Source organism: Streptomyces sp. NRRL S-1813 (assembly GCF_000719605.1).
Classification (GTDB): Bacteria; Actinomycetota; Actinomycetes; order Streptomycetales; family Streptomycetaceae; genus Streptomyces; species Streptomyces decoyicus.
The window spans coordinates 102,841-126,358 of record NZ_JOHB01000019.1 but is presented as its reverse complement, the minus strand read 5'-3'; the positions used below and the strand labels follow the sequence as shown (position 1 = coordinate 126,358).

16 protein-coding genes are annotated in these 23,518 nt (G+C 72.0%); 9 read left to right on the top strand and 7 right to left on the bottom strand.

What is annotated here, in order from left to right:
* Positions 1-6: 6 nt before the first annotated feature.
* Positions 7-1,299, bottom strand: coding sequence for a condensation domain-containing protein (locus tag IF67_RS0124600; RefSeq protein WP_234341298.1), 1,293 nt, complete (start codon positions 1,297-1,299; stop codon positions 7-9).
* Positions 1,300-1,464: 165 nt separating this feature from the next.
* Here IF67_RS0124600 and IF67_RS0124595 point away from each other — a divergent pair, with 165 nt between their 5' ends.
* Positions 1,465-2,292 (top strand): hypothetical protein, encoded by an 828-nt coding sequence (locus IF67_RS0124595; protein ID WP_199812773.1) that lies wholly within the window; start codon positions 1,465-1,467, stop codon positions 2,290-2,292.
* A 124-nt stretch (positions 2,293-2,416) separates the two neighbouring features.
* Here IF67_RS0124595 and IF67_RS0124590 read toward each other — a convergent pair whose 3' ends face one another.
* Positions 2,417-4,615 carry a TerD family protein gene (locus IF67_RS0124590; RefSeq protein ID WP_030989122.1) on the bottom strand — a complete coding sequence of 733 codons (2,199 nt, stop codon included), beginning with the start codon at positions 4,613-4,615 and terminating at the stop codon, positions 2,417-2,419.
* 135 nt (positions 4,616-4,750) lie between these two features.
* Positions 4,751-7,225 (bottom strand): SpoIIE family protein phosphatase, encoded by a 2,475-nt coding sequence (locus IF67_RS0124585; RefSeq protein ID WP_051818541.1) that lies wholly within the window; start codon positions 7,223-7,225, stop codon positions 4,751-4,753.
* Positions 7,226-7,477: 252 nt separating this feature from the next.
* Here IF67_RS0124585 and IF67_RS0124580 point away from each other — a divergent pair, with 252 nt between their 5' ends.
* From IF67_RS0124580 to IF67_RS0124570, 3 genes are all read left to right on the top strand, one after another.
* Complete coding sequence (locus IF67_RS0124580) at positions 7,478-8,698, top strand: cytochrome P450 (protein ID WP_030989118.1); 1,221 nt, start codon at positions 7,478-7,480, stop codon at positions 8,696-8,698.
* A complete protein-coding gene (locus tag IF67_RS0124575) occupies positions 8,695-9,378 on the top strand; it encodes a TetR/AcrR family transcriptional regulator (RefSeq protein ID WP_030989117.1) in 684 nt (227 codons plus the stop codon). The genes IF67_RS0124580 and IF67_RS0124575 overlap by 4 nt, the downstream gene beginning before the upstream one ends.
* A 129-nt stretch (positions 9,379-9,507) precedes the next feature.
* The gene (locus tag IF67_RS0124570) at positions 9,508-10,269 is read left to right on the top strand and encodes a DUF6333 family protein (protein ID WP_158713159.1); all 762 of its coding nucleotides are present in this window, start codon (positions 9,508-9,510) and stop codon (positions 10,267-10,269) included.
* 129 nt (positions 10,270-10,398) lie between these two features.
* Here the strand turns inward: IF67_RS0124570 and IF67_RS0124565 are convergent, their stop codons facing one another.
* Both IF67_RS0124565 and IF67_RS0124560 read right to left on the bottom strand, forming a co-directional pair.
* Entirely contained in the window at positions 10,399-11,304 is a 906-nt protein-coding gene (locus tag IF67_RS0124565) for a dienelactone hydrolase family protein (protein WP_078889605.1), read from the bottom strand.
* A gap of 210 nt (positions 11,305-11,514) precedes the next feature.
* Positions 11,515-12,087 carry a TetR/AcrR family transcriptional regulator gene (locus tag IF67_RS0124560; protein ID WP_030989112.1) on the bottom strand — a complete coding sequence of 191 codons (573 nt, stop codon included), beginning with the start codon at positions 12,085-12,087 and terminating at the stop codon, positions 11,515-11,517.
* A gap of 199 nt (positions 12,088-12,286) precedes the next feature.
* Here IF67_RS0124560 and IF67_RS0124555 point away from each other — a divergent pair, with 199 nt between their 5' ends.
* On the top strand, positions 12,287-13,078 hold the full coding sequence (locus IF67_RS0124555) for an SDR family NAD(P)-dependent oxidoreductase (protein WP_030989109.1): 792 nt from the start codon (positions 12,287-12,289) through the stop codon (positions 13,076-13,078).
* A gap of 207 nt (positions 13,079-13,285) precedes the next feature.
* Here IF67_RS0124555 and IF67_RS0124550 read toward each other — a convergent pair whose 3' ends face one another.
* Entirely contained in the window at positions 13,286-14,077 is a 792-nt protein-coding gene (locus IF67_RS0124550) for a lysozyme (RefSeq protein WP_030989108.1), read from the bottom strand.
* 471 nt (positions 14,078-14,548) lie between these two features.
* Here IF67_RS0124550 and IF67_RS39500 point away from each other — a divergent pair, with 471 nt between their 5' ends.
* The 3 genes from IF67_RS39500 to IF67_RS0124535 all read left to right on the top strand — a co-directional run bounded on the left by IF67_RS39500 (position 14,549) and on the right by IF67_RS0124535 (position 19,724).
* Complete coding sequence (locus IF67_RS39500) at positions 14,549-15,868, top strand: DUF3103 family protein (RefSeq protein WP_037839789.1); 1,320 nt, start codon at positions 14,549-14,551, stop codon at positions 15,866-15,868.
* 69 nt (positions 15,869-15,937) lie between these two features.
* Positions 15,938-16,876 (top strand): zinc-binding dehydrogenase, encoded by a 939-nt coding sequence (locus IF67_RS0124540; RefSeq protein ID WP_267959231.1) that lies wholly within the window; start codon positions 15,938-15,940, stop codon positions 16,874-16,876.
* Between the two features lie 217 nt (positions 16,877-17,093).
* On the top strand, positions 17,094-19,724 hold the full coding sequence (locus IF67_RS0124535) for a helix-turn-helix transcriptional regulator (RefSeq protein WP_030989102.1): 2,631 nt from the start codon (positions 17,094-17,096) through the stop codon (positions 19,722-19,724).
* 104 nt (positions 19,725-19,828) lie between these two features.
* Here the strand turns inward: IF67_RS0124535 and IF67_RS0124530 are convergent, their stop codons facing one another.
* Positions 19,829-20,542, bottom strand: a complete 714-nt coding sequence (locus tag IF67_RS0124530) for a FadR/GntR family transcriptional regulator (RefSeq protein ID WP_030989100.1) — start codon at positions 20,540-20,542, stop codon at positions 19,829-19,831.
* A gap of 332 nt (positions 20,543-20,874) precedes the next feature.
* Between IF67_RS0124530 and IF67_RS0124525 the strand changes: the two genes are divergently transcribed.
* Complete coding sequence (locus tag IF67_RS0124525) at positions 20,875-23,505, top strand: helix-turn-helix domain-containing protein (RefSeq protein WP_030989099.1); 2,631 nt, start codon at positions 20,875-20,877, stop codon at positions 23,503-23,505.
* Positions 23,506-23,518: the final 13 nt, after the last annotated feature.

The window sequence follows — 23,518 nt, the reverse complement described above, 5'->3', positions numbered from 1 at the left end:
CGCACCTCACCGGAGCCGGCCCAGGGCTCGTACGGGGAGGCCAGGATCCACACCGGCCAGTTCGCGTACGAGCCCGCCGAGGCCCTCGGCGTGCCGGGCTGCTTCCTCCGCCGTGTAGTTGGCCGGGTTCGCTTCCACGCACACGCTGGTGCCGGCGTGCTCGGAGTGCACATCGAAGTACAGGCCGAGGTCCGGGATGGGCCCGGTGACCAGTGTGCGCACCACGCCGGTGGCTGGTCCGAAGCACAGATCGCGGTCGAAGTTGACGATATTGACCACCGGTCCGACGCTGTGGTGCTCCGGGGCCGCGGCGAGCGTGCGCCGGAACTCCTCGTAGCGGTAACGGTGGTGGCGCAGCGCCTGCCCGATCTGACGGTCCGTCCGCCGGAAGGTGTCGGTCACCGACCGCTCCGGCTCCACGGGCACCCGGAACGGCAGGAGGTTCGCCATCGGGGCGACGACATTGCGGAGCAGGCGGGTGGGCCGGCTCGTCGCGGAACAGCCGAAGGTCACCTCGTCGGCGCCGGTGACCTGCCACAGATAGAGGGCGGCGGCGGTGATCAGGAAGCGCGCGGTGGACACCTCCAGCCGCTCGCTCCGGGCTTGGACTGCGTCGACCACCTGCCGTGGCAGATGGTGGCTGTACTGCAAGGTGACGGGTGCGGGTGGAGCGTCCGCCCGGAGCCGGCCGGTGGCCGGCCAGTCGAGGGCGACCTGCTCCCAGAATTCCCGGTCGGCTGCATGCAGCCGACCGGCCCGGTAGGCGCGGTCGTGCTCGACGGCGGCCGTGACCGGCGCGAAGGGGTTGGGTTCGCAGGGGGCACCGGTGTACATCGAGTGGTAGAGGGCCGCGGTCCTGCGGGCAACGGCGGCAGTTCCATGGCCGTCCGTGATGATGTGGTGGAAACAGCGGTACCAGAAGTGGCGGTCCCTCGATACCTTGATCAGGGCACCGGCCAGCAGAGAACCACAGGTCAGGTCGACCGGACGGGCCATCTCGACGCGCATCCAGGCCACCGCTTCCGCGTCGGGGTCGGGCCGCTCACTCATGTCGAGGACCTCGAAGGACCATTCCGCGGGCCCCAGTTCCTGGTAGGGCGTCCCGTCGGTGGCGACGAGGAAGCGTGCGCCGAGCGATCCTGCTTCGTCCACGGCGGTGCGGGCGGCGGCTTCGAGGAGCGTCGCGTCGACGGCGCCGGTGATTTCGTAGTAGTCACCCACGTTGTAGACCGGACTGCTCGGTTCGAGCACCTGCGATATCCAGATCTCCAGTTGCCCCGCGGTCAAAGGGGATTGCACGTTTCCGCTCCAGAGGTCTAGGGAACCGTTGTCCGCCCAGACTGGCAGCCGCGCCGGGCACCGCACAGGCCGTGCCGGGGGTGGTGTCTGCGCCAGTCGTGGACCCGAGGGGGCGCGGGCACCTCCCGCTCCGCGCCCCGAGGATCACGGGCGCATACTCGGGTGGTGAACATCGAGGACGCGGAACACGCTCGGCGCTGGTTGGAAACGCAAGGGGTGACCCAGGTCGGCAACGGGGTGTGGGCCGAGCACGGAGCGCCTGAGATATCACTGACACCGAACGAGGTGGCACACACCTGGACAAGTGCAGCGCTGCACGACCCCGACCTCGATGCGGCCGCCCGGCTGCGCCTCGCCTTCGGCCTTCTGGACTTGCTGGACGAGTACTGGGTGACGAGCGAGATCGGCTTCGCGCTCAAGGACGAAGAGGAACAGGACCCGCTGCCGGTTGGGGCGTTCTGGGGCGGCTACCGGCAACGGTTGGAGGCTGCCGAAGAGCCCGAGGCGGTGACCTACTCGCTCTGGGTCGACTGGTTCGAGGACCGGGCCACGGCGGAAGCCGCCTTCGCCGAGGTGCTGGGCAACGACTTTGCGGAGCTGTCTGCCCGTTCTCTGCTCTCCGAAGCAGCCGAGGGCCCGCTGTTCCGTCGCGCTCAGCGCGTTCTCGCAGCCTCCGGCCCCGTGCCCTGGCCGGTCAAACACGCCGCGTACCGAACGGCGGCAGCGGTCCCTGCGCTCCATACCGCGCTGCTCCAGGGCATCCTGCACAGCTATCACGATCTTTACGGAGACCTCGAACCCTGTGCGGCACTTGCTCTGTTGCGGCGGCTGGACCTTCCGCCCGGCACGGAACACCTCTCCGCGCTGTGCGCGGTTCTGGAGGCGGGCCACACGAATCACTACCTCGCCCCGAAGGCCTGGCAGTCCAGGCTCGGGCCCGTACAGCGGCTGATGCGAAGATTCCGCCGGATGGTCGCGCCCGGGACGCGCTGACCGAGTTTGCGTTCGGCCGGCGCGCGTCCTGAGGCAACGTCGAGGGCGAGGAAAGCGAAGGGACTAGTTCAAGGAGTGTGAGAAGGAAGCCCCTTCATGGCCTCGCCACGATGCACGATAACAGTCAGGCGGGGATCAGGTCGCGCAGATTTTCGGGCGTGAGGATCCGGGAATCCGGATGCAGACCCTCCGGGCGTTCCATACCTATGTAGGTGACCGGGCCCTCCGGGAGACTCTTGCCGTCCCACGGTGTCACGGTCGTGGCGCCGTCGGCCATCAGGCCGACGAGGTACCGAACCGTGAGGTAGTCGCGCTCGACGATGCCGCGCAGCAGCGTGGCGACCGACACCTGGTTTCCCTCGACCCGGTTGGCCTTCGGGGACCCCTTGAGATGCAGGTGCAGCCACTTGGCGCGCCAGCGGCCGTCGCTCCCGCGCAGGAATGCCAGCGGCAGCGCGACCCTGCCCGGACCACGCAGCTCCGACTTCAGCCGTACGGTGCGCGGTTCGAACGGACGGCCCTGCTGGGCGGCGTCGCGCAGCATGAAGCCGAAGAACGACTCCTCGACGTCTTCGAAGCCCTCCCCCGAGAAGACGTTCACCTGCGGGACGATGAACGTGCCGCGGACGGCGCCCATGCGCAGGTTGATGAACTCCGAGGCGCCCGCGGGTGCCTCGGTGATGTCGCCGGAGTGCTCGCCTTCGACTTCCGTCAGGGCGGTGTAGGACAGCCAGGAGAGGGTCGAGTAGTCGGCGTCGAGCATCAGCGCCGACAGGTCGTAGTCCGTGGTCCGCTGTGCCTGCTTCCAGTAGACGAAGAAGCGCAGCAGTTCGCCGTCGACCGGCGAGACCGAGCCGCGGGGCAGCACGCCGAGACCGGACGCGGCCGCCTTGCCGCTGAGGGGAAGCGCGACATCGAGGACGTCGGGGTCGATCAGCAGCCGGCCGGGCGCCGGCAGACGGCGGCTGATTTCGGCGTCCAGGGCGGAGATCAGCCGCTTGCGCCCTTCGGGCAGCACGGGCGGCCGGTCGTCGGAGGCGACCCAGGCACGGCCGAGGCGGTTGACGAAGACGCGGCGCTCGCCGGTCTCCTCGGGCCGGTTGTGGAGGTGTTCGCGCACCGACAGGACGACCCGGCCGGAGACCCGTGGGGCGACCTGCTCGGCAGCGGCCACGACAGCGCCGCGCTCCTCCTCGGTGAGGGCCATACGCAGCAGCCGGTCCAGGGCACGGAACAGTTTGCCGGGGGCGGACCTCAGGAGCTCCACGGCTCCGGTGATGTCATGCATCCCGAGCAGTTCCTCGACGCGGCTGTCGAAGGAGCGGGCCTGCCGCTCGCCCCGGGCCACGGCGAACACCGCGGCGGCGTGCGGCCATCGCGGGTACTCGTGCGGGTGGAGACGTTCGCCGAGGCGCTTGAACGGCTCGCGGTGCGCCTGCACGTCGGCGAGTTTGGCGGGGGCCGTGGCGACAAGCCCGTCGAGCGCCGCGAGCAGGGCGCGGCGGACCGGGCGCGAGAGGGCCCTGAAGCGGGTCGGTTCCTGGAGGGTCACGTCGCCGTCCGACAGCGCGCAGGCCAGGCGGAGCACGTCGGTGACGGTGTCCACCAGGAGGTCCGCGCCGACGCCCAGGCGGGCTTGGTTGATCAGGGCGCGGTTCTCGCGGATCGGGATCGCCTCGGGCTGCGGACCGTGTACGCAGTGTCCGGCGAGCACCCGCAGGTCCGCCAGGTCGTCAGCGCCCAGCGGGGTGGTGCTACCGGCCAGGGCCAGGTACAGGGCCGTGACCTCGTCGTCCAGAGGGCCGCCCGGATGCAGCACGGTCATACGGTCGCCCGCTGCCGCGATCAGTTCGTCGTGGGCGGCGAGCATCTCGGCATAGGTGTGGCGGTAGTTGCCGTAGGAAGGGAGGGTGAGCAGGTCCACCACACCGCTCCGGAGCTGGGAAACCGTCCGTTCACGGGAGGCGTCCTCGGCCAGCGCCTCGACGATGCACTGCATCCAGAAGGCGAACGTGTCGGGCACGTTGGCCGGGAAGTCGATGAAGTAGACGTTGTGCTGGACGTGGTCCCCGGTCATCTCGCGGACGGTACGCAGCGTGCGCACCGCGATGTCGACGACCACCCCGTCGGACAGCCCCGACAGACGCTCCAGCAGGTCCGCCGAGAGTTTGCAGCCCACCGACATCAGGGCGGCGTCGAACTGCCGCGCCGCGACGCCACCGTCCCCGGCGGGTCCTGAGGGTCCTGCGGGTCCTGCGGGTCCTGCGGGGAAGGGGAGGCGGTGGGTGTGCCGGATAATCAGTGATTCGAGACTGTGTCCCATTCCGGCATGATCCCAGAGCCACGGGGGCCGGCGCATATGGGTTTAGGGCGGCGGCCCCCGTGCCGTTTCACGACCGGGGTGCATCCGACGGTGTACGGACCGGCGGGGCCGGCTGGCCGTGTGCCCCAGGTCCTGTCAACAGGCCTCCGTGTCACCGCCCGTGGCCTCGGTGAGGAGCAGGGCGATGTCGTCGGCACGGTGGGAGGATCGCCGGGCGTGCCGCAGGAGCCGGTCGGCGAGGTCGTCCAGGGAGTCGGCACGGGTGTGGGCCAGGGACGTCCGCAGCCGGTCGATGCCCACGTCGATGTCGGTGCCGCGCTCCTCGACCAGACCGTCGGTGTAGAGGGCGAGGACGGAGCCGGGCGGGAGGTCGACCCGGGTCTGCGGATAGGCGCTGCTGTGGTCCACACCGAGAAGGGGGCCGACCTCCAGGGCGAGCACCTCGGTCGTCCCGTCGGGGTGGCGGAGCAGCGGCGGTGGGTGGCCGGCGCGGACGGCGTACGCGCGGTGGCCACCGGGTTCGAGGTGGAGGTAGCAGCAGCTGGCGAGGAGCCCGGCATCGAGGTCGATGAGGGTGTGGTTGGCGCCTGCCAGTACGTTGCCGGGCGAGTGGCCGACCGCCGCGAAGGCCCGTACGGCGCTGCGCAGTTGGGCCATGGTGGCAGCGGCGGGGATGCTGTGTCCCTCGACGTCTCCGATGACCAGGGACACGCCGTCGGTGGTGCGGATGACGTCGTACCAGTCGCCGCCGATGTCCATGCCGCTGGTGCCGGGCAGGTAGCGGGCGGTGGTGCGGATGTCGCGGAGCACGGGCAGCCGGTGTGGCAGCAGGGCCCGTTGGAGGCCGCGGGCGAGGGCGAACTCCTCGTCGTAGAGCCGTGCTCGTTCCAGGGCCTGGGCGATCAGTCCGGCGAGCGCGGTCAGGACGCCGCGGTCCTTGGCCGTGAACTGAAGGGCCTCGTCGAAGCCGAGAACGCAGGTGCCGACGGGACGGCTGGAGGCGATCAGCGGCAGGTACGCCCAGGAGCTCACCTCGCCCACGGGGATGCCCGGATAGCCCTGGGAGAGATCCTGCTGCGACTCGATGAACAGCGGGACCCCGGAGGTCAGGGTCTCCGTGCCGGGCAGGTGGGCGTGCAGTGGCATGCCCTCCAGCCAGTCGAGGAAGCCCTCGTGATGGCCGGCGTGGAAGATCAGGTGCATCGCGCCGTCACGCACCACGTAGAGGGCCAGCTGCTGGCCGCCGAAGGCCGGGAGGAGCTGGTCGGCGACGACTTCGCAGACCTCGCGAGCGGTGACCGCCTCGGTCAGCGCGCTGCCCAACTGCAATACGTGGTACATGACGCCCAGGCGCGCCGGTGTGGCGGCCGCAGGTGCCGGCGTGGCCGCCGCGGCCTGCGGTGCCTGGGCGGAGGGAGGCTGTCCGACGGGGACGGCCCGGCCGGTCACGCCGTCCGCGCCCGGGTGGAGGGAGAAGGCGAGCCACTGGTCGGGCGGGCGGCAGGCGAGGAAGGAAGCCGGCGTCTGCGAGATCATCACGGACCGGTACCGGTCCTCGAAGGCGGGGTCGGCCAGCCAGGGCAGGACGTCCCACAGACACTGTCCGAGCAGGGCCTCGCCGGGTACGCCGAGCAGTTGCCCCAGGCTGCGGTTGGCGTAGGCGACCCGCCCGTCCGGGGCGAGGGAGAACAGCCCGTCCCGCAGCCGCTCGGCAGCCACGGCAGCCGCACGGCCGGCTCGCGCATCGATGACCACACCGGCCAGATGGCGACGCGCCCGCTCGTCCCCCTTCTCCGCGACATGGCCCCACAACTCCACGGTGCTGTACCGCTCGCCGCCCTCCCCCTCGCGTATGCGCAGGGACCGTGCCGTGCACCGGCCTTCGGCGGCGGCCACGCGGGCCACGGCCCGGAAGGCGGCGCGGTCGCCGGGATGGAGACGGGAAGCGAGCGTCTCCGCCCGGTCGTCGAAGACTCCGGGGTCGATACCGAAGATCGCGCAGAGTTCGTCGTCCCCGGTGAGGGTGTCGGTGAGAAGGTCCCAGTCGAACAAGCCGGCCCGCACCGAGGGGGCGGAGGGGGCCGGGGTCTCGACGGGTACCGCCTGCGGGTCGCAGTCCAGGGGATCGCCCGTACGAGCCCGGAGAGCCGCCAGGGAGGCGCCGAGCCGGTTGGCGATGGCTCGCAGCTGACGGCGCCGGCTCTTGGACAGCTTGTCACTGCCGTGTGGTGCCGCCCATACGACCGCCAGCGCCCCGAACGTCTCCCCGCCCGCGCCCACCGGTACGGAGCAGGAGCCGAAGGCGTACGGCAGGGCCACCGCGAGCTGGGGATACCGGCGCGCCGTCTCATCGGCGCCGGCCAGGTGGATCGTGCGTCCGGAGCGGAACGCCGCGGCGACCGGAATCGGGCTGCTGACCGCGATACGGCGCCAGCCGCCCAGCAGAGACGGTGGCGCTCCGCAGCTCGCGGCGAGCACGATCGAACGGCGGTCACGGGAGCGGAGAAAGATGCTCCCGGCGTACGCGCCCGACGCCTCCACGGCCTTGACGGCGGCCGCCGCCAGCATGTCGTCGCGCTCCGCCGTCGCGTCCACGGACAACCCGCCCATGCTCCCAGTGTGCGCAGTGCCGGACCCGTCGGCCCGATGGTCACTCAGCGCGACAACACGATGACTGGAATGCCGCCGCGGCCGGAGCGGACAAAGACCGGCCACCACCGGCCTCCGCCCCGACGCACCCCGGCCGACGCATTGAGCACTGCACTGCCTCCGGATTCGTAAGTCAGTCGATTGACTTACGACAGCGGGTTCGTTTGACTTCAGCACTACACAGCCCGCATCGCTGAGCCCTGGAGGCCGCACGTGACTGAAGTCCGGGACGCGGAGTCGTTGAGCTACCCGATCACCGCTCCGTCGGCGCTGGAGCCACCGGAGCAGTGGGCGGAGCTGCGGCGGACATGCCCGGTGGCGCGGGTGACGTTGCCGAGCGGCGACGAGGCCGCGCTGCTGACCCGATACCGCGACGTCAAGGCAGCGCTCGCCGACCCGCGACTGAGCCGCGAGGGGCTGGCCTCGCCCGACGCCGCCCGCGTGGCGGCCGGTGACTCGGAAGGCATCTTCAGCAGCCCGATGGCGAAGGCGCTCAATGCCGAGGGCCACGAGCGGTGGCGGCGCATGGTCGGCAAGTGGTTCACGGCGAAGCGGATGTCGGCGCTGCGGCCGGCCATGGAGGCGATGGCCGATCAGCTCATCGACGAGATGCAGGAGCGCGGCCGGCCGGCGGACCTGGTGACGCACCTGGCGTTCCCCCTCCCGGTGTTCGTGATCTGCCGCATGCTCGGTGTGCCGGAGAGCGACCGGGACAAGTTCAAGAGCTGGTCCGACACCTTTTTGAACATGACCCGGTACACGCGGGCCGAGACGGAGGCCGCGCATCAGGACTTCGCCGGATACATGTCCGGCCTGATCGCCGACAAGCGCGCACAGCCGGGAGACGATCTTCTCAGCCTTCTCATGGATGGCGCCGATGCCGAGGGCGAGCCCATGTCGGAAGCCGGGCTGGTGGCCACCGGGCAGGCGCTGCTGCTCGCCGGCCATGAGACCACTGCGGGCTTCATCGCCATGATGGTGGCGCATCTGCTGGCCGACCGTCGGCGCTGGGAGCGGTTGCCGGCCGACCCTTCACTGATCCGCCGAGCGGTGGAGGAGGTCCTCCGGTTCGACCCGAACGGCAGCGGCTTCGGCATGCTCCGGTACGTCCACGAAGACACCGAGCTTTCCGGCGGCGTGGTGCCCCGTGGCACCACCGTGGTGTGCAGCATGGCCGCGGCCAACCGCGACGAGAGCGCCTGGGAGGGCGCGGACGACATGGACCTGGACCGTAGCCCCAATCCGCACCTCACCTTCGGTACGGGACCGCACTCCTGCCTCGGGCAACCACTGGCCCGTACCGAGTTGCAGGCCGTGCTCAGCGTCCTGCTGCGCCGGCTGCCCACCCTCGATCTCGGCGTCGCCGCCGAGGACCTGCGCCGCCACGAAGGGCTGCTGACCACCCCGCTGCGCGAACTGCCGGTGACGTGGTGAGCGGCGTCAGCGGCAGGACGGCCAGGGCCGACCGCCTCGCGGAGACCCGTGAGGCGATCATGTCGTCCGCGGAGCGGCTCTTCGCCGAACACGGACTGTCCGCCGTGTCGAGCCGTCAGATCGGCGAGGCGGCGGGGCAGGGCAATGTCACCGCCGTCAGTTATCACTTCGGCGGCAAGCCCGGCCTGGTGCGCGCCATCATGGTCAAGCACGGCGAGGCCGTCGACCGGATCCGGCAGCGGTACCTCGACGAGATCGGCGACAGCCACGACATCCGGGACTGGGTCGGCGCGCTGGTGCGCCCGGTACCGGTGCATCTGGGTTCGCTCGGCATTCCCTCCTGGCATGCCCGCTTCGCCGTCCAGGTCATGACCGACCCGCTGATGCGCGCGATCGTCACCGACGAGGCCCTGGTCCGGACCCATCTGCGGCAGACCCTCGACGGTCTGGGCCGCTGTCTCCACACGCTGTCCGCCCAAGTGCGGGCCGAACGCGGGGACATGGCCCGTCATCTGATCGTCCACACCTGCGCGGAGCGCGAACGCGCCCTGGCGGAGGGCGGCGCGCCGCTGCACTCCTCGTGGAAGCGCACCGCCGACGCACTCACCGACGCGATCGTCGGGCTGCTCACCGCCCCTGTCACCACTGCCCACGACCACCTGGAGAACACCGGGCCCTGAGGACCACCGTGGAGGAAGCGAGGTGCCACGGCGCCGGACGGAGGTTTCACGGGCTGGCCGGTGCGCGTGGGGGCGAGCGGCCGCGGCGGCCGCAATGCATTGTCAGTGGCCGTAGTTAGGCTCCCGTTCATGACGCGTGCGATGAGTGAGATGACGGACGAGACGCCGGGAGGCAAGCCCGGCAACGGGGCCGAGGAGGTAGTTCCGAAATGGGGCAGCCGAGCCGAACTGACGCTGCGCTTCCCGCCGTTTCCCGAGCCGGACGTGACCGTCGGCCCGGCCTCGGTCGCGCACGACCCGGTGCGCGCCCGCCAGGTCGTCGAGGAGCTGGGCACCATCGCGGAGGTCCTGGAGCAGCTGCCGGACCGCCCCCTGGGTGACGTGTCGGATCCGCGGGTGCGCGCCGACCTCGACCTGGTCGCCGTCGGCTGCTGGGGCAACGTCGTCCACATCATCGAACCGGCCCTGGGCAGTGACCTCCTCACGCCGGCGATGACACTGGAGGTCCGGCGGCAGCGCGCACGGCATCCACAGGCCCGGATCGTCGGGTCGCTCGAAATCGACTACGGGAACAGCTACTGCGAGGACGTGGTGGACCTGCCGGGCGGTGTGGAGGCCTTCGCCGGCGGGTGGGACTGCGACGACGAGTGGGAGTTCTCCGGTGACCCGGAGGCGGTGCTGCGCGCCATAGGCGTCGATCGCGGGGCGGCGGCGGATGCGGGTTTCGAGCTCGACGAGGAGCCCCTCGACCGCGTCTGGTCCGACCTCGGAAATCTCGCCATCTGGGGGCTCCACGCCGGGGCGGCCGCCGGCCTGCCGGTTTCCGTCTTCCGCGTCCGTCGCACGCCAGAGGCCGCAATCGACCTCAAGGAGGTGTGGTTCGGACGCTGAGGCGAGTCTTACGGGGAGGGCGAGTCTTTCGGGCCGGCGCCACGCGACGCGTCTTCGCCTCCGTCGGCCACTCCCGGCTCTTTCGGATCAGGTCACCTGGCCCTGGTCCGGCGTGCCGTCAACTGACATTCAGGATACCTGGGTTGAGCCGTCCGAGCCGCCCGAGCCGCCCGGCATTCCGTCGGGGGTGTCGTGGGTGTCGAGGGTGTCGTGGTGCCGATCGAGCAGGCGCGTACGAAAGAGGTCGAGCACCTCGTCCAGGGCCGCGCGGGTCGGCTGGCCGGGCTCGTCGATGAGGTGCTCGGTCAGCACGGAGTGCGGCGGCAGCGCGGCATGGGGGTTCGCGGTGGAGTCGTCCAGTTCGACGGCGGTGAACGCAGCACCGAGTTCGCGGCGCAGAAAGGCGAACCGGTCGCCCGGTACCAGCCGGTCCCCGCGGAACCGCAGCCCCATGACCTGAAGCCCGTCACGCGCGCAGCGGCCCCGGACGGCGGCGAGGTCTTCGGCCGAGATGTCGATGCCGCCGGCCCGGCTCCTGGTGAGGGCCAGTGGCAGGGACGGCTGGGACAGGACGGGGGCGAGGAGTCGCTCATCGGCGGCCATGGCCAGGGCGAAGCCGCCAGTGAGACACATGCCGACGGCCCCGACACCGGGCCCGCCGCAGCGCTGGTGCTCCTGCGCGGCCAGGGCCCGCAGCCAGGTCACCACGCGTGAGGATTTCCCGGTGGCCAGCACGGTGAACTCCCGGCTCACGCAGACCTTCCCCATCGATGAGGCCGTGTAGAGACCGGACTTCAGCAGGCCACCGTCTGCGGGGTCGGCGTTGCGGCCGGGCGTACCGAAGAGGACCGGGAGCACGGCGGTGCAGCCGATGGCGGCCACCCGTTCCGCGAACTGGAGCACCTTGGGCGTGATGCCCGGTATTTCCGCCATCACGATGACCGCGGGCCCCGTGCCACGCCGCAGAATCCGGCGGGTGCTGCCGTCGTGGGTGAACGTGCCACGGTCGAAGCCGGTCAAGTCGTGATCGGGCATGGATTACCACCGTCCTGGTCGGTCACTGCTCGGGGTGGGCCGGGTGCCGCTCTCCGGCCGGGGCATCTCGCCCGCCTCCGCCGGTGCGGTTCAGCGCGAGACTACCCAGCGGTTGCCTTCGGTGGTCGTAGTCGGTATGGCACTTTGTGGCGCAGCGGGAACCACTGCCCCGGCTCGGCCGGTCCTTTCGCACCCGGGGCGCGGTCCCGCTCAAGTCGCCTGCGGCGGGGCGCCCGCGAGCAGGAGCAGCGCATCGACGAGGTCGTCGGTACTGGTGCCGGTGGCCAGGCGGCGCAGTTGCAGGCCGATGATGAGGGCGATGGTGGGGCCGGCCCGGCGTTCGGCGTCGGGCGTGCCGATCGCACCCAGGAGGGAGGCGGCCAAACGGTCGTAGGCGGCGAAGCATTCCGCCGCGGCAGCGCGCAGCTGAGGGTCTCGGCCGGCCTGGATGTAGAGCTCGAAGGGTGCGATGTGTTCGCTGTCGAAGGCGGTGTCGGCGGCGACCTCACCGATCAGGGTGGCGGCCTGCTCCGGGGTGGTGGTGCGGTCCGCGCAGTAGCGGGTGGCCAGGTCGGTGAAGCGACAGGTCTCCTGGTCGACAAAGGAACGCAAGCTCTCGCGCAGCAGGTCGTGTTGGGTCGCGAAGTGGTACGTGACCGAGCCGAGGGAGACGCCGGCCTCCTTGGCGATGCGACGGTTGGTGACCGCGGCGATCCCGTCGTCGCCGATGATCCGTAGCGTGGCCGCGATGATGCGTGCGCGGACCTGGGAGGTGTTCGGCATGGCGTCATCGTCCCACGGCCGGTCAGGGCGTCATCCACCTCGGTGGTGACCAGGGGCGGGTGGGTGCCGGGCGCCCCGGCCGCTCTCCGCCACCCCGCTACCCCGCCACCACAAACCCGCGCAGTTGCTCTCGGGCATCGCGGATCCCGACCTCCTCCGCTACTGTTCGTTCGAACGAACAGTAGCGGAGGACGACTTGTTGAACATCAAGGGATCGACCGTTCTGCTGACCGGTGCCAGCGGAGGCATCGGCATGGCACTGGCCCGGAAGCTCGCGGCCAAAGGCGCCCGCCTGGTGGTCACCGGCCGACGTGCCGAGGTACTCCAGCAACTCGAAACGTCCTTGGGAGCCCGTGCACTGGTCGCGGATCTCAGCGACCGCGAGGCGGTGGAGGACCTTGCCGAACGAGCCGGGCCCGTGGACATCCTGGTTGCCAACGCCGCCCTTCCTTCCAGTGGCAACCTGCTCGACTACACGCCCCGGCAGATCGACCGGTCGCTGGACGTGAACCTGCGCGCACCGCTCCTGCTGTCCCGGCTCCTGGCCCCGCACATGGTCGCTGCCGGCCGCGGCCACCTGGTCATGATCGGCTCGCTCTCGGGCCGGACGTCCTCCCCCGGCACCTCGCTCTACAGCGCCGCGAAGTTCGGCCTGCGCGGCTTCGCCCATGGCCTGCGCCAGGATCTGTACGGCACGGGCGTAGGCGTGTCCATCGTGCAGCCGGGCTTCGTCCGTGAGGCGGGGATGTTCGCCGACACCGGCGCCGTGCCACCTGCCGGCATACGTACCGTCAGCCCCGAACAGGTCGCGGCCGGCGTCGTGCGCGCGATCGAACGCGACCGTGCCGAAGTCAATGTCGCACCTCTCGAACTGCGCCTGGGCAGCGCCGTCGGTGGGCTCTTCCCCACCCTGGCGGCCGCTGCCCAGCGCAGAGCCTCTCCCGCCTCCCTCGTCCAGCAGGTCGCCCAGGCCCAGCGCCACCAACGGTGACAGCCACGACTGTTCGCCACGGCTGACCGCGGCGGCCGACCGCCACAACTGACCGTCGCGGCCGGAGGGTCTGCCCCCGATGCCTGGCCATGGTGAGGCACGCGGTTCGGTCGCGCCCGAGTAGTCGTACTCAGCCGCGACCGGCCCGGGTGCCCGGTCGCGGCCGCTCGTAGCCCCGGCCCGGTCCGCCTCCAGAGGGCGGTCTCGTCACCCCCGGGCGAATGCCTTCAGCTCGTCGTAGGAGCCGTTGAACCAGTTCTGGTCGCCGGGGAACGTACCGGAGTCGGCGTACTGCCAGAAGGTGTGAGCGGACCAGCCGGCCGGCAGAGTGCCGGGGGACGTGGCGTACCGGGCGACCCACAGCGGGTTGGTGCCGCCGAAACTGGTGTCGCCTCCGGTGCAACGGGTCCACCAGTCGCTGGTGGTGTAGAGGGCGGGAGCGCGCCCGGTGCGCGCCTTTACCGCGTCACTGAACTCCCTGATCCAGGACACCATGTCGGATTGCCCACGGCCGTAACAGGCGTCCGGGCCGTACGGGTTGTGCTCGAGGTCGAGCGCGGGCGGCAGCGTCCTGCCGTCCGCCGTCCAGTCCCCGCCGTGGTCGACGAAGTGCGTGGCCTGCTCTGCCGCGCCGGACAGGTCCGGGCGCGCGAAGTGGTAGGCGCCGCGGATCAGGCCTGCGTCGCCGGCGCCCTGGAACTGCTCCGGGAAGGTCGGGCTCTGGAACGTCGTCCCTTCGGTGGCCTTGACGTAGGCCCAGCGGGCGCCGTTGGCCCATGCGCCCTGCCAGTCGACGGTGCCCTGGTAGCGGCTCACGTCCATCCCGGGGACCTGTTCGGCCGCGGCCCCGGCCGCGGATCCGGTGCCGTGGACGGATGCCGCGGCGTATGCGGGCTGCGGAGCGGTGAGGAGCGTCGCCGTGACGGTGACGGCGGCGAGAGTGGTCAGCAGGGCCGTGCGCAGGGCACAGGGAGGACGCCGAAGCGGGGACAGGGGCATGTGGGGGTGCCTTTCGGTGGTGTGGTCCGGGGAGGGACCGGAGTGTGCGGTAGCGCCCGTGGGAGGCGAAGTGGCGTTGCGACCAAGGGCATCGGCCAGGGGCGTTGCGTCCTTGGCGCGTGGAGCTGGAGCGAACATAGGTGGTGTGGTGCGCGGTCCACCGGACCCGTGAGGCGATCATGCGCGGCTCCGGTCGCGGGGTGCGCCTGAGCTGGGCTGATTCCCTTGCCACCATGGCCAGTTGACTCCAGTTGAGTAGCGGATACCCACGACAGGTGGCCCGCGGATGGCCTTAATGGGTCCTCGGCGCGGCACGCGGAATGCGTCCGGGGCGGTGCTGCCCACAAGGCGGCGACGTCCCGCTGCCGCGCCGGAACGTGGACCGAGGCGGGCGCGGCATCCGAACGCGCCGCCGCGAGCAATGGAGAGAAAACCATGTACCGGTCTGGACTGATAAGGACGGCGGTGGCAGTGGCCGCGTCGTCCGTGTGCCTGGTGAGCGGCGCCGCGGGGGCGTGGGCGCAGCCGGAGGCACGTACCGCGCCGTCCGGGGCGCAGCCCACACGGGCGGACGCCGTGCAGAACGCGAAGCAGGCGGCGGCGCAGAGTCTGCGGGAGGCGTACGCCACCGGCCAGGTAAAAGACGTCATGGCCGGCACGCTGACCTCGGCGAACGAGGTGAGCCTGGACCGGCTGCCGATCCGGTCGGCGGCCAGTGGCTTCCGTGCGTCGGTGGAGTCGTCCAACAGCGCGATCCTCACGGCCAAGGGACTGCCCGCCTCGACGGGCAACGTCCTACAGGTGCGGCTCGCCAATCCGCAGGCGCGGGCCGCGCTGGCCGAGGGCGTACAGCCGTTGATCGCCGCGGAGCCCTCCGACCGGCAGGCCACCTCGCTGACCGCCTACCGGCCCGACGGCACCGAGGTGAAGCTCGGCGCCAAGGCGCCCGCGGACGTCCCGGTGCTGATCGTGGGCATCGACGGCGACCGGATCGTGGCGGCCGGCACGAAGGTGATGAGCGACGGCTTCAAGGCCGCCTGGCCGCGGGCGGGCACCGCCTCCAGCGGGGACCTCGCCACCCTGAAGCCGAAGACCTCGGCCGCGGCCCGCGCCGCCTCACGTACCGCGCCGATCCCCCGGCCGGACGGCCGGAAGGCACCGGCGGCACGCATATCCGGAACCGGCACCGCGCCGGGAAACGGCACCGCCTCCGGAAACGGCACCGCCTCCGGAAGCAGCACCGCCGGCGCATCGCAGGGCAAGAACGTCACCCGCATCAACAACGTCCAACTGCACAAGAGCAACGAGGAGCCGTTCTGGAAGGGCGGCGCCGAGGCCTTCGCGGTCGTCAGCGGCTGGGACAAGAACGACAAGGCGTTCGCCGAGCCGGCCCTCCAGTTGCCCTACCTCGACTGGACGGGCGTCGACTACCACCCGAACCAGAACCTGATCGACTGGGGTCACTTCGGCTACGACTCCGCCGACCTGGTGTTCCTCGAGGAGGACGACGGCACCAACTACAAGGACCTCACCAAGGCGATCGTCGACGCGCTGCTGACGGTCACCGGCTACGGCACGACCGGCATCCCGCTCGCCAACACCATCATGGACGCCATTCCGGACAAGTGGTGGACCGATGACACCGACGAGCTGGACCAGGTGTACTCGGTCAGCCAGGACGCCATCGCCAAGGCGCAGAACTCCGGTGCCCCCGGCCTGACGTACTTCGGCGCCTCCGGGGGGAGCAACCTCTCCATCGGGCTGAGCAACGCCTTCATCCCGAAGACCTGATCCGGGGCCCGGCCGACTCCCAGGGCCCACCGTCCTGGGAGGGACGCCGTCGCCCGAGGAAGGCCCGCCTTGCACACGAAGAGGGGCGCCATGACCGTCGCGCCCGACGTCACGCTCGGGCACGAGGCGGTCGGTGTGGTGCACGGGCTGGGGGAAGCGGTCGACAGGCTGGACGTGGGGCAGCGGGTGGCGGTGAGCGGGGTGACGCCGTGCTTCGAGTGCGAGACATGTCAGCGCGGCTTCACGTCGCAGTGCGGCGGCGTGATCCTGGGTGCCGCCAGGTTCACCACCCGGGGGGACGGGAACATGGCGGAGTACTTCCTCGTCGGCCACGCCCGCGCCAACCTCGCGCCGATCCCGGACGATCTCTCCGATCACCAGGCGCTGTACGCCACGGACATGCTGTCGACCGGATTCGTCGCCGCCGAGCACGCCGGGCTCGACTTCGGCGAGACGGTGGCCGTCTTCGCACAGGGCGCGGTGGGCCTGTCGGCGACGATCGGCTGCCGGCTGCGCGGGGCCGGGCTGATCATCGCGGTGGAGTCACTCCCCCCGCGGCAGGAACTGGCACGTCACTTCGGTGCGGATGTGATCGTCGACCACACGCGAGGTGATCCCGTCGCGCAGATCATGGAGTTGACGGGTGGTCAGGGGGTCGACGCCGCCATCGAAGCGCTCGGCTCGCGTCAGACTTGGGAGGCCACCTTCCGGGTGACCAAGCCCGGAGGGCGCATCTCGAACGTCGGCTACCACGGCGAGGACCCCGAGCCGCTCGAGATCCCACTGGAGCCCTTCGGCTACGGGATGTCGGACAAACAGGTCTACGCGGGGCTGAACCGGGGCGGCCGCGACTGGCTCAACCGGATCTTCCGGCTGATGCGCACCGGAAAGGTCGATCCCACCCCGATGACCACGCACGAGTTCGGGTTCGACGACATCGTCAAGGCGTTCCGGATGATGGAGTTCAAGGAGGACGGCATCATCAAACCCCTCATCCACTTCGGCTGATGCGGACCGAGGGCCTGGGTGCCTGGGTGGGAGTGCGGGGCCGGGGCCGCGGACGGCCGGGCCGCGGACGGCCGTGCTACAGGCGCTCGGGCTGCGATCGGGGACGGTCGGCGCGTATGCGCGCCAAGTTGAGTAACGGCTCCCCTGGCCGGTGGCGAACCGCCCACGGAAACTGGCCAGGACCGATGATCACCTTCCGCCGCCCGCACAGGAATCGATGGAACCCATGCAGCTCTCCCCGTTCCCGCCGGCGGCGGGTCATCAGCCGGTCCTCGCCACCTGCTCCCCCTTCGTCGGACGGGTCGGCGAACTGGAGCGGATCCGACGGGTGTTGCTGTCCCGGCGGGGCCCGCGCGGCGTTCTGATCGCCGGACCGTCCGGCATCGGCAAGTCCCGCCTGCTGGACGAGGCCCCGGCTCTCGCACCCCGCCGACGCCTGATCAGCCTGCACCCGCACGCCGAAGCCGCCGTATCAAGGCACAGCACGGACCCCCACCGCTCCCCCACCACTGCCCGGACACTGGCCGAGCTCGCGCGTCTTGCGGAGCGCGACCCGGCGGACGCCTGGCTGCTGAGCGTCGACGACGCGCATCTGCTGGGGCCGGAGCTGTGGCCGCTGCTGCACGAGGCCGCCCGGCATCCGACGGGGAAACTGTTGGTCTCGGTAACCACCGACGGACACGGACTGCCGCCGGAACTCCTGGCGTTGTGGAGCGACCGGGCGCTGGTGCGCATGGACCTCCAGCCGCTGGACGCCACCGGCGTCAAGGAACTGACGGACTCGTTGCTCGAAGGGGGGCTCGGGCAGACCAGCGCGGCCCGGCTGGCCCAGTGGTGCGGCGGCAGCCCCCGTCTGCTGCGAGAGGTGGCCCGTGCTGCCGTCGAACAGGGCCTCCTGGTCCGGTCGGAGGACTGCTGGCACTTCGCCGGTGACCGGCTTCCGGTGCCGCCCTCCGTGCTGGAGCTGGTCGAGCCGCAGTTGCGGGACCTCGACGAGGCGGGCCGTGAGGTGCTGGAGCTGGTGGCGCTGGCCGGCAGTCCGCGGCTGGCGTCCGTCGAGCAGCTCTGTGACACCGGACAACTGGAGGAGCTGGAGCGCCGGAACCTGCTGAGCATCGTCGACGGCAGCGCCGACCCGTCCGGTGCACCACGGGTGCGCATCGCCCACCCGCTCGCGTCATACGCGATGTCGTGCGGCGTGCCGCCGCTGCGACGCCGTCGCCGGCTGCGGGACTGGGTCACCGCCCACCAGGGGCTGACCGCGCTGATGGCCGACGACGACTGCCTGCGCCTGGCCGAGTGGCACCTGGAGGCCCACGAGACCCCGCCGCGGGCCCTGCTGGACCGGGCGATCGAGCAGAGCCTGCGCGACCCGGCGCTGCCCAGTGCGGTACGGCTGACCCGGGCGGCGTGGCGCCACTACCCCGGCACGGACACCGCCGAACTGCACGCACGGGCGCTCACCGCCAGTGCCGACTTCCCCCGGCTTGCAGCGTTCCTCACGACGGTGCGCGCCTGCGGTCCCGGGTACGCCCGTGCACTGGAGCGGGCCGAGGCACACAGCATGCTGCTCCAGGCACGGTACGAGGAGCTGGACCGGTTACTGCCGCGACTGCCGGCCGGCGAACAGGCCTACTTCCGGATGACCTCCCGGTATTTCCAGGGCGGCTTCAGCGACGCCTGCGCGCTGGCGGGGGCCCTGCGCCGGAACGGGCCGGCCGAACACGGGCTGGAAGCGGGCCTGATCATGATGGGCTCGCTGTGCCATATGGGCCGGCCCGAGCAGGCGCTGTCCCTGTACGCCACGCTCCGCGCCGAGTTGGACCGCGCACCGGGAGGGCCCACGAAGTTCCATGCCGACTCCCTGGAGGAACTGCACGCCTCCGCGCTCCACTACTGCGGCCGCTTCGACGAGGCGGAGCGGATCCACTGGCGGGAGTACGCCCAGGCCGTGCAGAGCCACCACGTCCGCATCGACGCGCAGCGTGGTCTGGCCCTGGGGCACCTGCTGCACGACCGGGGCACCGTCGAGGCCGCACTGAAGTACTTCACGTTCACCTCCAGTTACCGCGTGGGGTGGCGGCAGTGGCAGGTCAAGGCCGGTATCCACGCGGCGCTCGCGGTCAGCTGCCTGCCGGCGGACCGGCGGCCGGACGACCCGCTGCCCGACGGGCTGACGGCAGGGGATGCCGGACACTGCGCCATGTTCCTTGCGGTGGTGCAGGCCCGGCGCCACCACGAGAGGGGTGACACCGCCGTGGCCGAGCGGGTGCTGCACGGCGCGGTGGCGGGGGCGCTGGCGGACGGGTCACACGCCGACGCCGCCATCGGGCTGCACGAGTGTGCCCGGCTGTCCCTGCGGGCCCCGGGGCGGGCCCCCGCCGATCTGCACCTGGAGGGCGCGTTCCTGCGGGCACGGTGGGCGTACGCGGAGGCGTACCGGTCGGGCGAGCCCAAGCTCATGGGGCGGGTGGCGCGCGCCTTCGCGGACATGGGGGCCGGCTTGTTCGCGGCCGAGGCGTACGCCGAACTCGCGCGCTTCCACCAGCGTGCCGGGGGCGCCAAGGCGGCCACCGCCGCCACGGCCAGGGCCCGGGAACTGCTGCGCGGCTGCGGCCCGGTGGACACCCCGCCCCTGCGCTTCCTGGGTCACTCCGCGCTCCTGTCGGACCGGGAGAGACTGATCGCCGGCCTCGCGGCGGGCGGTCTGTCGGACAGGGAGGTGGCCGAGCGGCTGAGCCTGTCGGTGCGCACCGTCAACAACCATCTGTACCGGGTCTACCGGAAGGTGGGCGCCGCGAACCGCCGGGACCTACGGACGCTGATGACGCGGCGCAGCGGCGTATGAGGCCGCACGGCCCGGGTGCTCCGTCCTGCCCATGACGGGCCGGGCGGGGGCGTCGGGTGTACGGGTGACGGGTGGGGCGGACCCGCCCGCTGCCGGGCGCGGTCTCAGCGGCGGCGTCGCGCCGACGGCTTGTCCCCCTGGGCACGCATGAGCGCTTCGGTGTCCGTCATGTAGGCCTCGACGGCCCGGCGGGCGGCGTCCTCGTCCCCCGCGGCCACGGCCTCCGCCACCGGGTGGAGGCGGTCCGCGGCGGCTGCGGCGTCCTGGAACGGCTGGGCGAGCGCCTGCCGCACCGGAAGATAGCCGCCGAGCAGGGTGTTCGTCATGAGCAGATAGACGCGGTTGCCGGTGGCGCGGGCCAGCGTGCGGTGGAACTCGGCGTCGGCGAGCTGCACTTGGTCGCTGTCGCTGCCCGTACGCACCGCGGTGACCTGCTGTCGCAGCGCCGCGACGTCCGGCGGGCCGGCCCGGCGCGCGGCCAGGGCGCCGATCAATGCGCCCACTTGGCGGCGCACTTCGAAGATCTCGCCAAGCCAGGCGTCATCGCGCAGCACCAGGACCGGCAGCAGCTCGGCCGTGCCCAGCCGCCAGAAGTCCCGCACGCGGGTACCGACGCCGTGCCGGGTCTCGACCAGCCCGGACTGCATCAGGCGGACGAACGCGTGCTTGAGGGTGGTGCGGTTGACCCCGTAGGAAGCGGCGAGTTCCCGCTCGGGCGGCAGCAGTGCGCCCACCGGGTGCCGCCCATCGATGATGGCGTCGCGCAGCCGGCGCTCCAAGGCGTCGACCGTCGTGTCACGGGTGATCGGTTCCTCCACCGGCGCCCTCACCGCTCTCCCCCACTAGCGCCGCCCGAGCGGCCGTCCGCCCGTGCCGTGCGCGCACCACCGTACAAGGCCGCCTCCCGGGCCCGTCAGGTGGCCGCGTCGTCCCCACGTCGTCCCGCCCCGGCCGTGCAGACGCGTTGACGGACGGCGGGCAGGTGGGTGACGCTACGTCCATCCGGTTCATTGGCTCAGCCACTGGTCCTCTTTTCGGTGACGGCAATTCGGTGACGACGAGCCGCAGGGCGTCACCGGCTGGTCGCCGTACGGCGTCACGGCACCGCCGACGTGCAGGAAGCACCCCGAGACGTGCAGGAAGCACCCCGATGAAGACCACGAGTCCGGCCCGCCGGCCCCGGCCCGAGCGCCCCTGGCCCCTGCTCGGCCGCGACACGGAGCTGGACGAGGCGGCCCGCGCGCTGTGCGACCCGCGCAGCAGCGGTGTGCTGGTGGCCGGAGCGTGCGGTACCGGCCGCAGCAGACTGGCGTACGAGTGCGGGCAGTTGGCCGGACGCCGAGGCCATCCGGAGTTGCGCGTCACGGCCACACCCGTTGCCCGCTCGGTGCCCTTCGGCGCCCTGGCCCATCTGCTGCGACCCGGCTCCGACGGCGCCCCGCCCACACTGAGCGACACCGGGCCGGACTCCGGGCGGCGGCCCGTGCTGCTCCTGGACGACGCCCACCACCTGGACGGGGCGTCGGCCGCGCTGCTCACCTCCTGGCTGCGCACCGGCCGGGTGGGCCTGGTCGCCACCACCGACGCCACGCGTCCTCCCGTGTGGCCGGACCTTGCGCTGCACCGGGTCCATCTGCGGCCCCTGCCCCAGGCGGTGGTGAGCGATCTGGTCGAGCGGGTGCTGGGCGGGGCCGTCGAGCGCAGAGCGGTGCGCATGCTGCACCGGGCCAGCGGCGGACGACCGCGGGACCTGCGGGAACTGGTGGACGGCGCGGTGCGGCACCGGACGCTGGTGGCGGAGGGCGGCCTGTGGCGCCTGAGGGGCCCGCTCTCGGCGACCCCGCGGCTGCGGGCGCTGATCGAGAACCGGCTGCGACACCTCGACCCGCAACACCTCGGCCTCCTCGAACGGTTGGCGGTGTGCGGGCGCCTCCCCCTGGACCCACCGCACCGGGCATCCGCGGACCTCCTGGCGGACGACGGCTGGGTACGCCTCGTCGAGGAGGGGCCGTACACCTGCGCCGAACTCGCCGGGCCGCTGTACGGGGACGTGCTGCGCGCGGCCCTGCCGGTGCAGCGGTCCCGCCGGATCCTGCGGGACCAGACCACCCGGTCGCGGGATCGGGACACCGGCCCTGCCGGGCTGCTGAGGTCGGTGCGCTGGCGACTCGACGCGGCCGACGGCGTCGGCCCGGACGAGCTGGAGCACGCCCTCGTGCTGGCCCGCCGGACCCACGATCACGCCCTCGCGCTCCGGCTGACGCGGGAGTTGGCGCGGATCCGGCCCCGTCCCCGTTCGCTGCTGCTGCTCGCCGAGGAGCTGTACGAACACGGGCACCCGCGGGAGGCGGAACGGGCGGTGCGGCGGGTGCTGCGCGAGTCCACCCGGGACGACGAGCGGTTGGCGGCCGTGGTGCTGCATGCCCAGAGCCTGGCGTTCGGTCTGCTGCGGGTGGACGAGGCGTTCACGGTCAACGCGGCGGCCCGGCGCGCGTTCGCCGGCCACCCGGACGAGGCGGTACTGGGTGCGAACGAGATCGCGCTGTGGAGCCTGGTGGGGGATGTGCGCCGGGCGCAACAGACCTGGCGGACGGTCGCGCCGGAACCGGGCTCACGGGCCGACGTGATCGCGGCGGTGCCGCGCGTGTACTGCCTGACCGAATCGGGCCGCACCGGCGAGGCGGTACGGGCCGCCCGGCTGTCGCGGGCCGGCCGCCGGCCGTGCACCGCCGTGGACGCCGTGGCGCATCCGGCACTGCTGGTGGGCGCCGAGGCCCGCGCGCTGGCCGAGTCCGGGTCACTGGCGGCGGCCGAGGATCTGGCGCGGCAGGGATACGACCTGGCGATGGACTCGCACGCCGGCAGCGCCCAGACCTGGCTGGCGGAGCACCTGGGCTGGATCTGCTACCTGCGCGGCCGGCTGCCCGAGTCGCGCATCTGGTACGGCAGCATGCTGGCGCACGCCCGTGAGGTGGGACTGCGTTCCGGGGAGTGGGCGGGGCTGTGCGGGCAGGCACTGACCGCGGCGGTGGGCGGCGACGCCGAGCGCGCCGAACAGTGGTGGGAGGAGGCCGGGTCCCTGCGGCCCGGCCGCTGGTGGCGTCCGGAGGCGGCGCTGGTCAGCGCCTGGATGGCGGCGGCGGCCGGGCAGTTGGGGCGAGCCCGCGGGGTGGCGCTGGACGCCGCCGGGGCGGCCGGCCGGCGCGGTCTGCTGACCGCGCAGTCGCACCTGTTGTGCGACGCGGCACGGCTGGGCGCGGCGGCGCAGGCCGAGCAGCCGCTACGGGCACTGGCCGCCGGGTCCGACAGCGCCCTGGTGTCCGCCCGCGCCGACCTGGTGCGCGCGCTGGCCGCCGGACGGGCCGACCTGCTGGAGCGGTGCGCCGGACGTCTGGCTTCCCAGGGGGCGGCGCTCCTCGCGGCGGAGGCCTGGAACGCGGCCGCCACCGCGTACCTCCGCGCGGGTGCCGACGCCTTTGCGCAGGCCGCCCGGGAGCGTGCCCTGACGCTCGTGGGCCCGGCCCCGAGTGCCCGCACCCCGGGGCTGGTGCCGCCGTCCGTCCGCTCCCGGCTGACCGCACGCGAACTGGAGGTGGCACTGGCGGCGGCGAGCGGCCTCAGCAGCAAAGAGATCGCTGCCCGCTTGACCTTGGCGGTCCGCACGGTCGGCAACCACCTACAGCGGATCTACACCAAGTTGGAGGTCTCGGACCGCACGGCGCTGGGCGGGGTGATCCATCGTTCCGCCGCGGGGCCCGTCGCGAGGCCCGCCGCGAGGTGAACCGCGGGCGGCG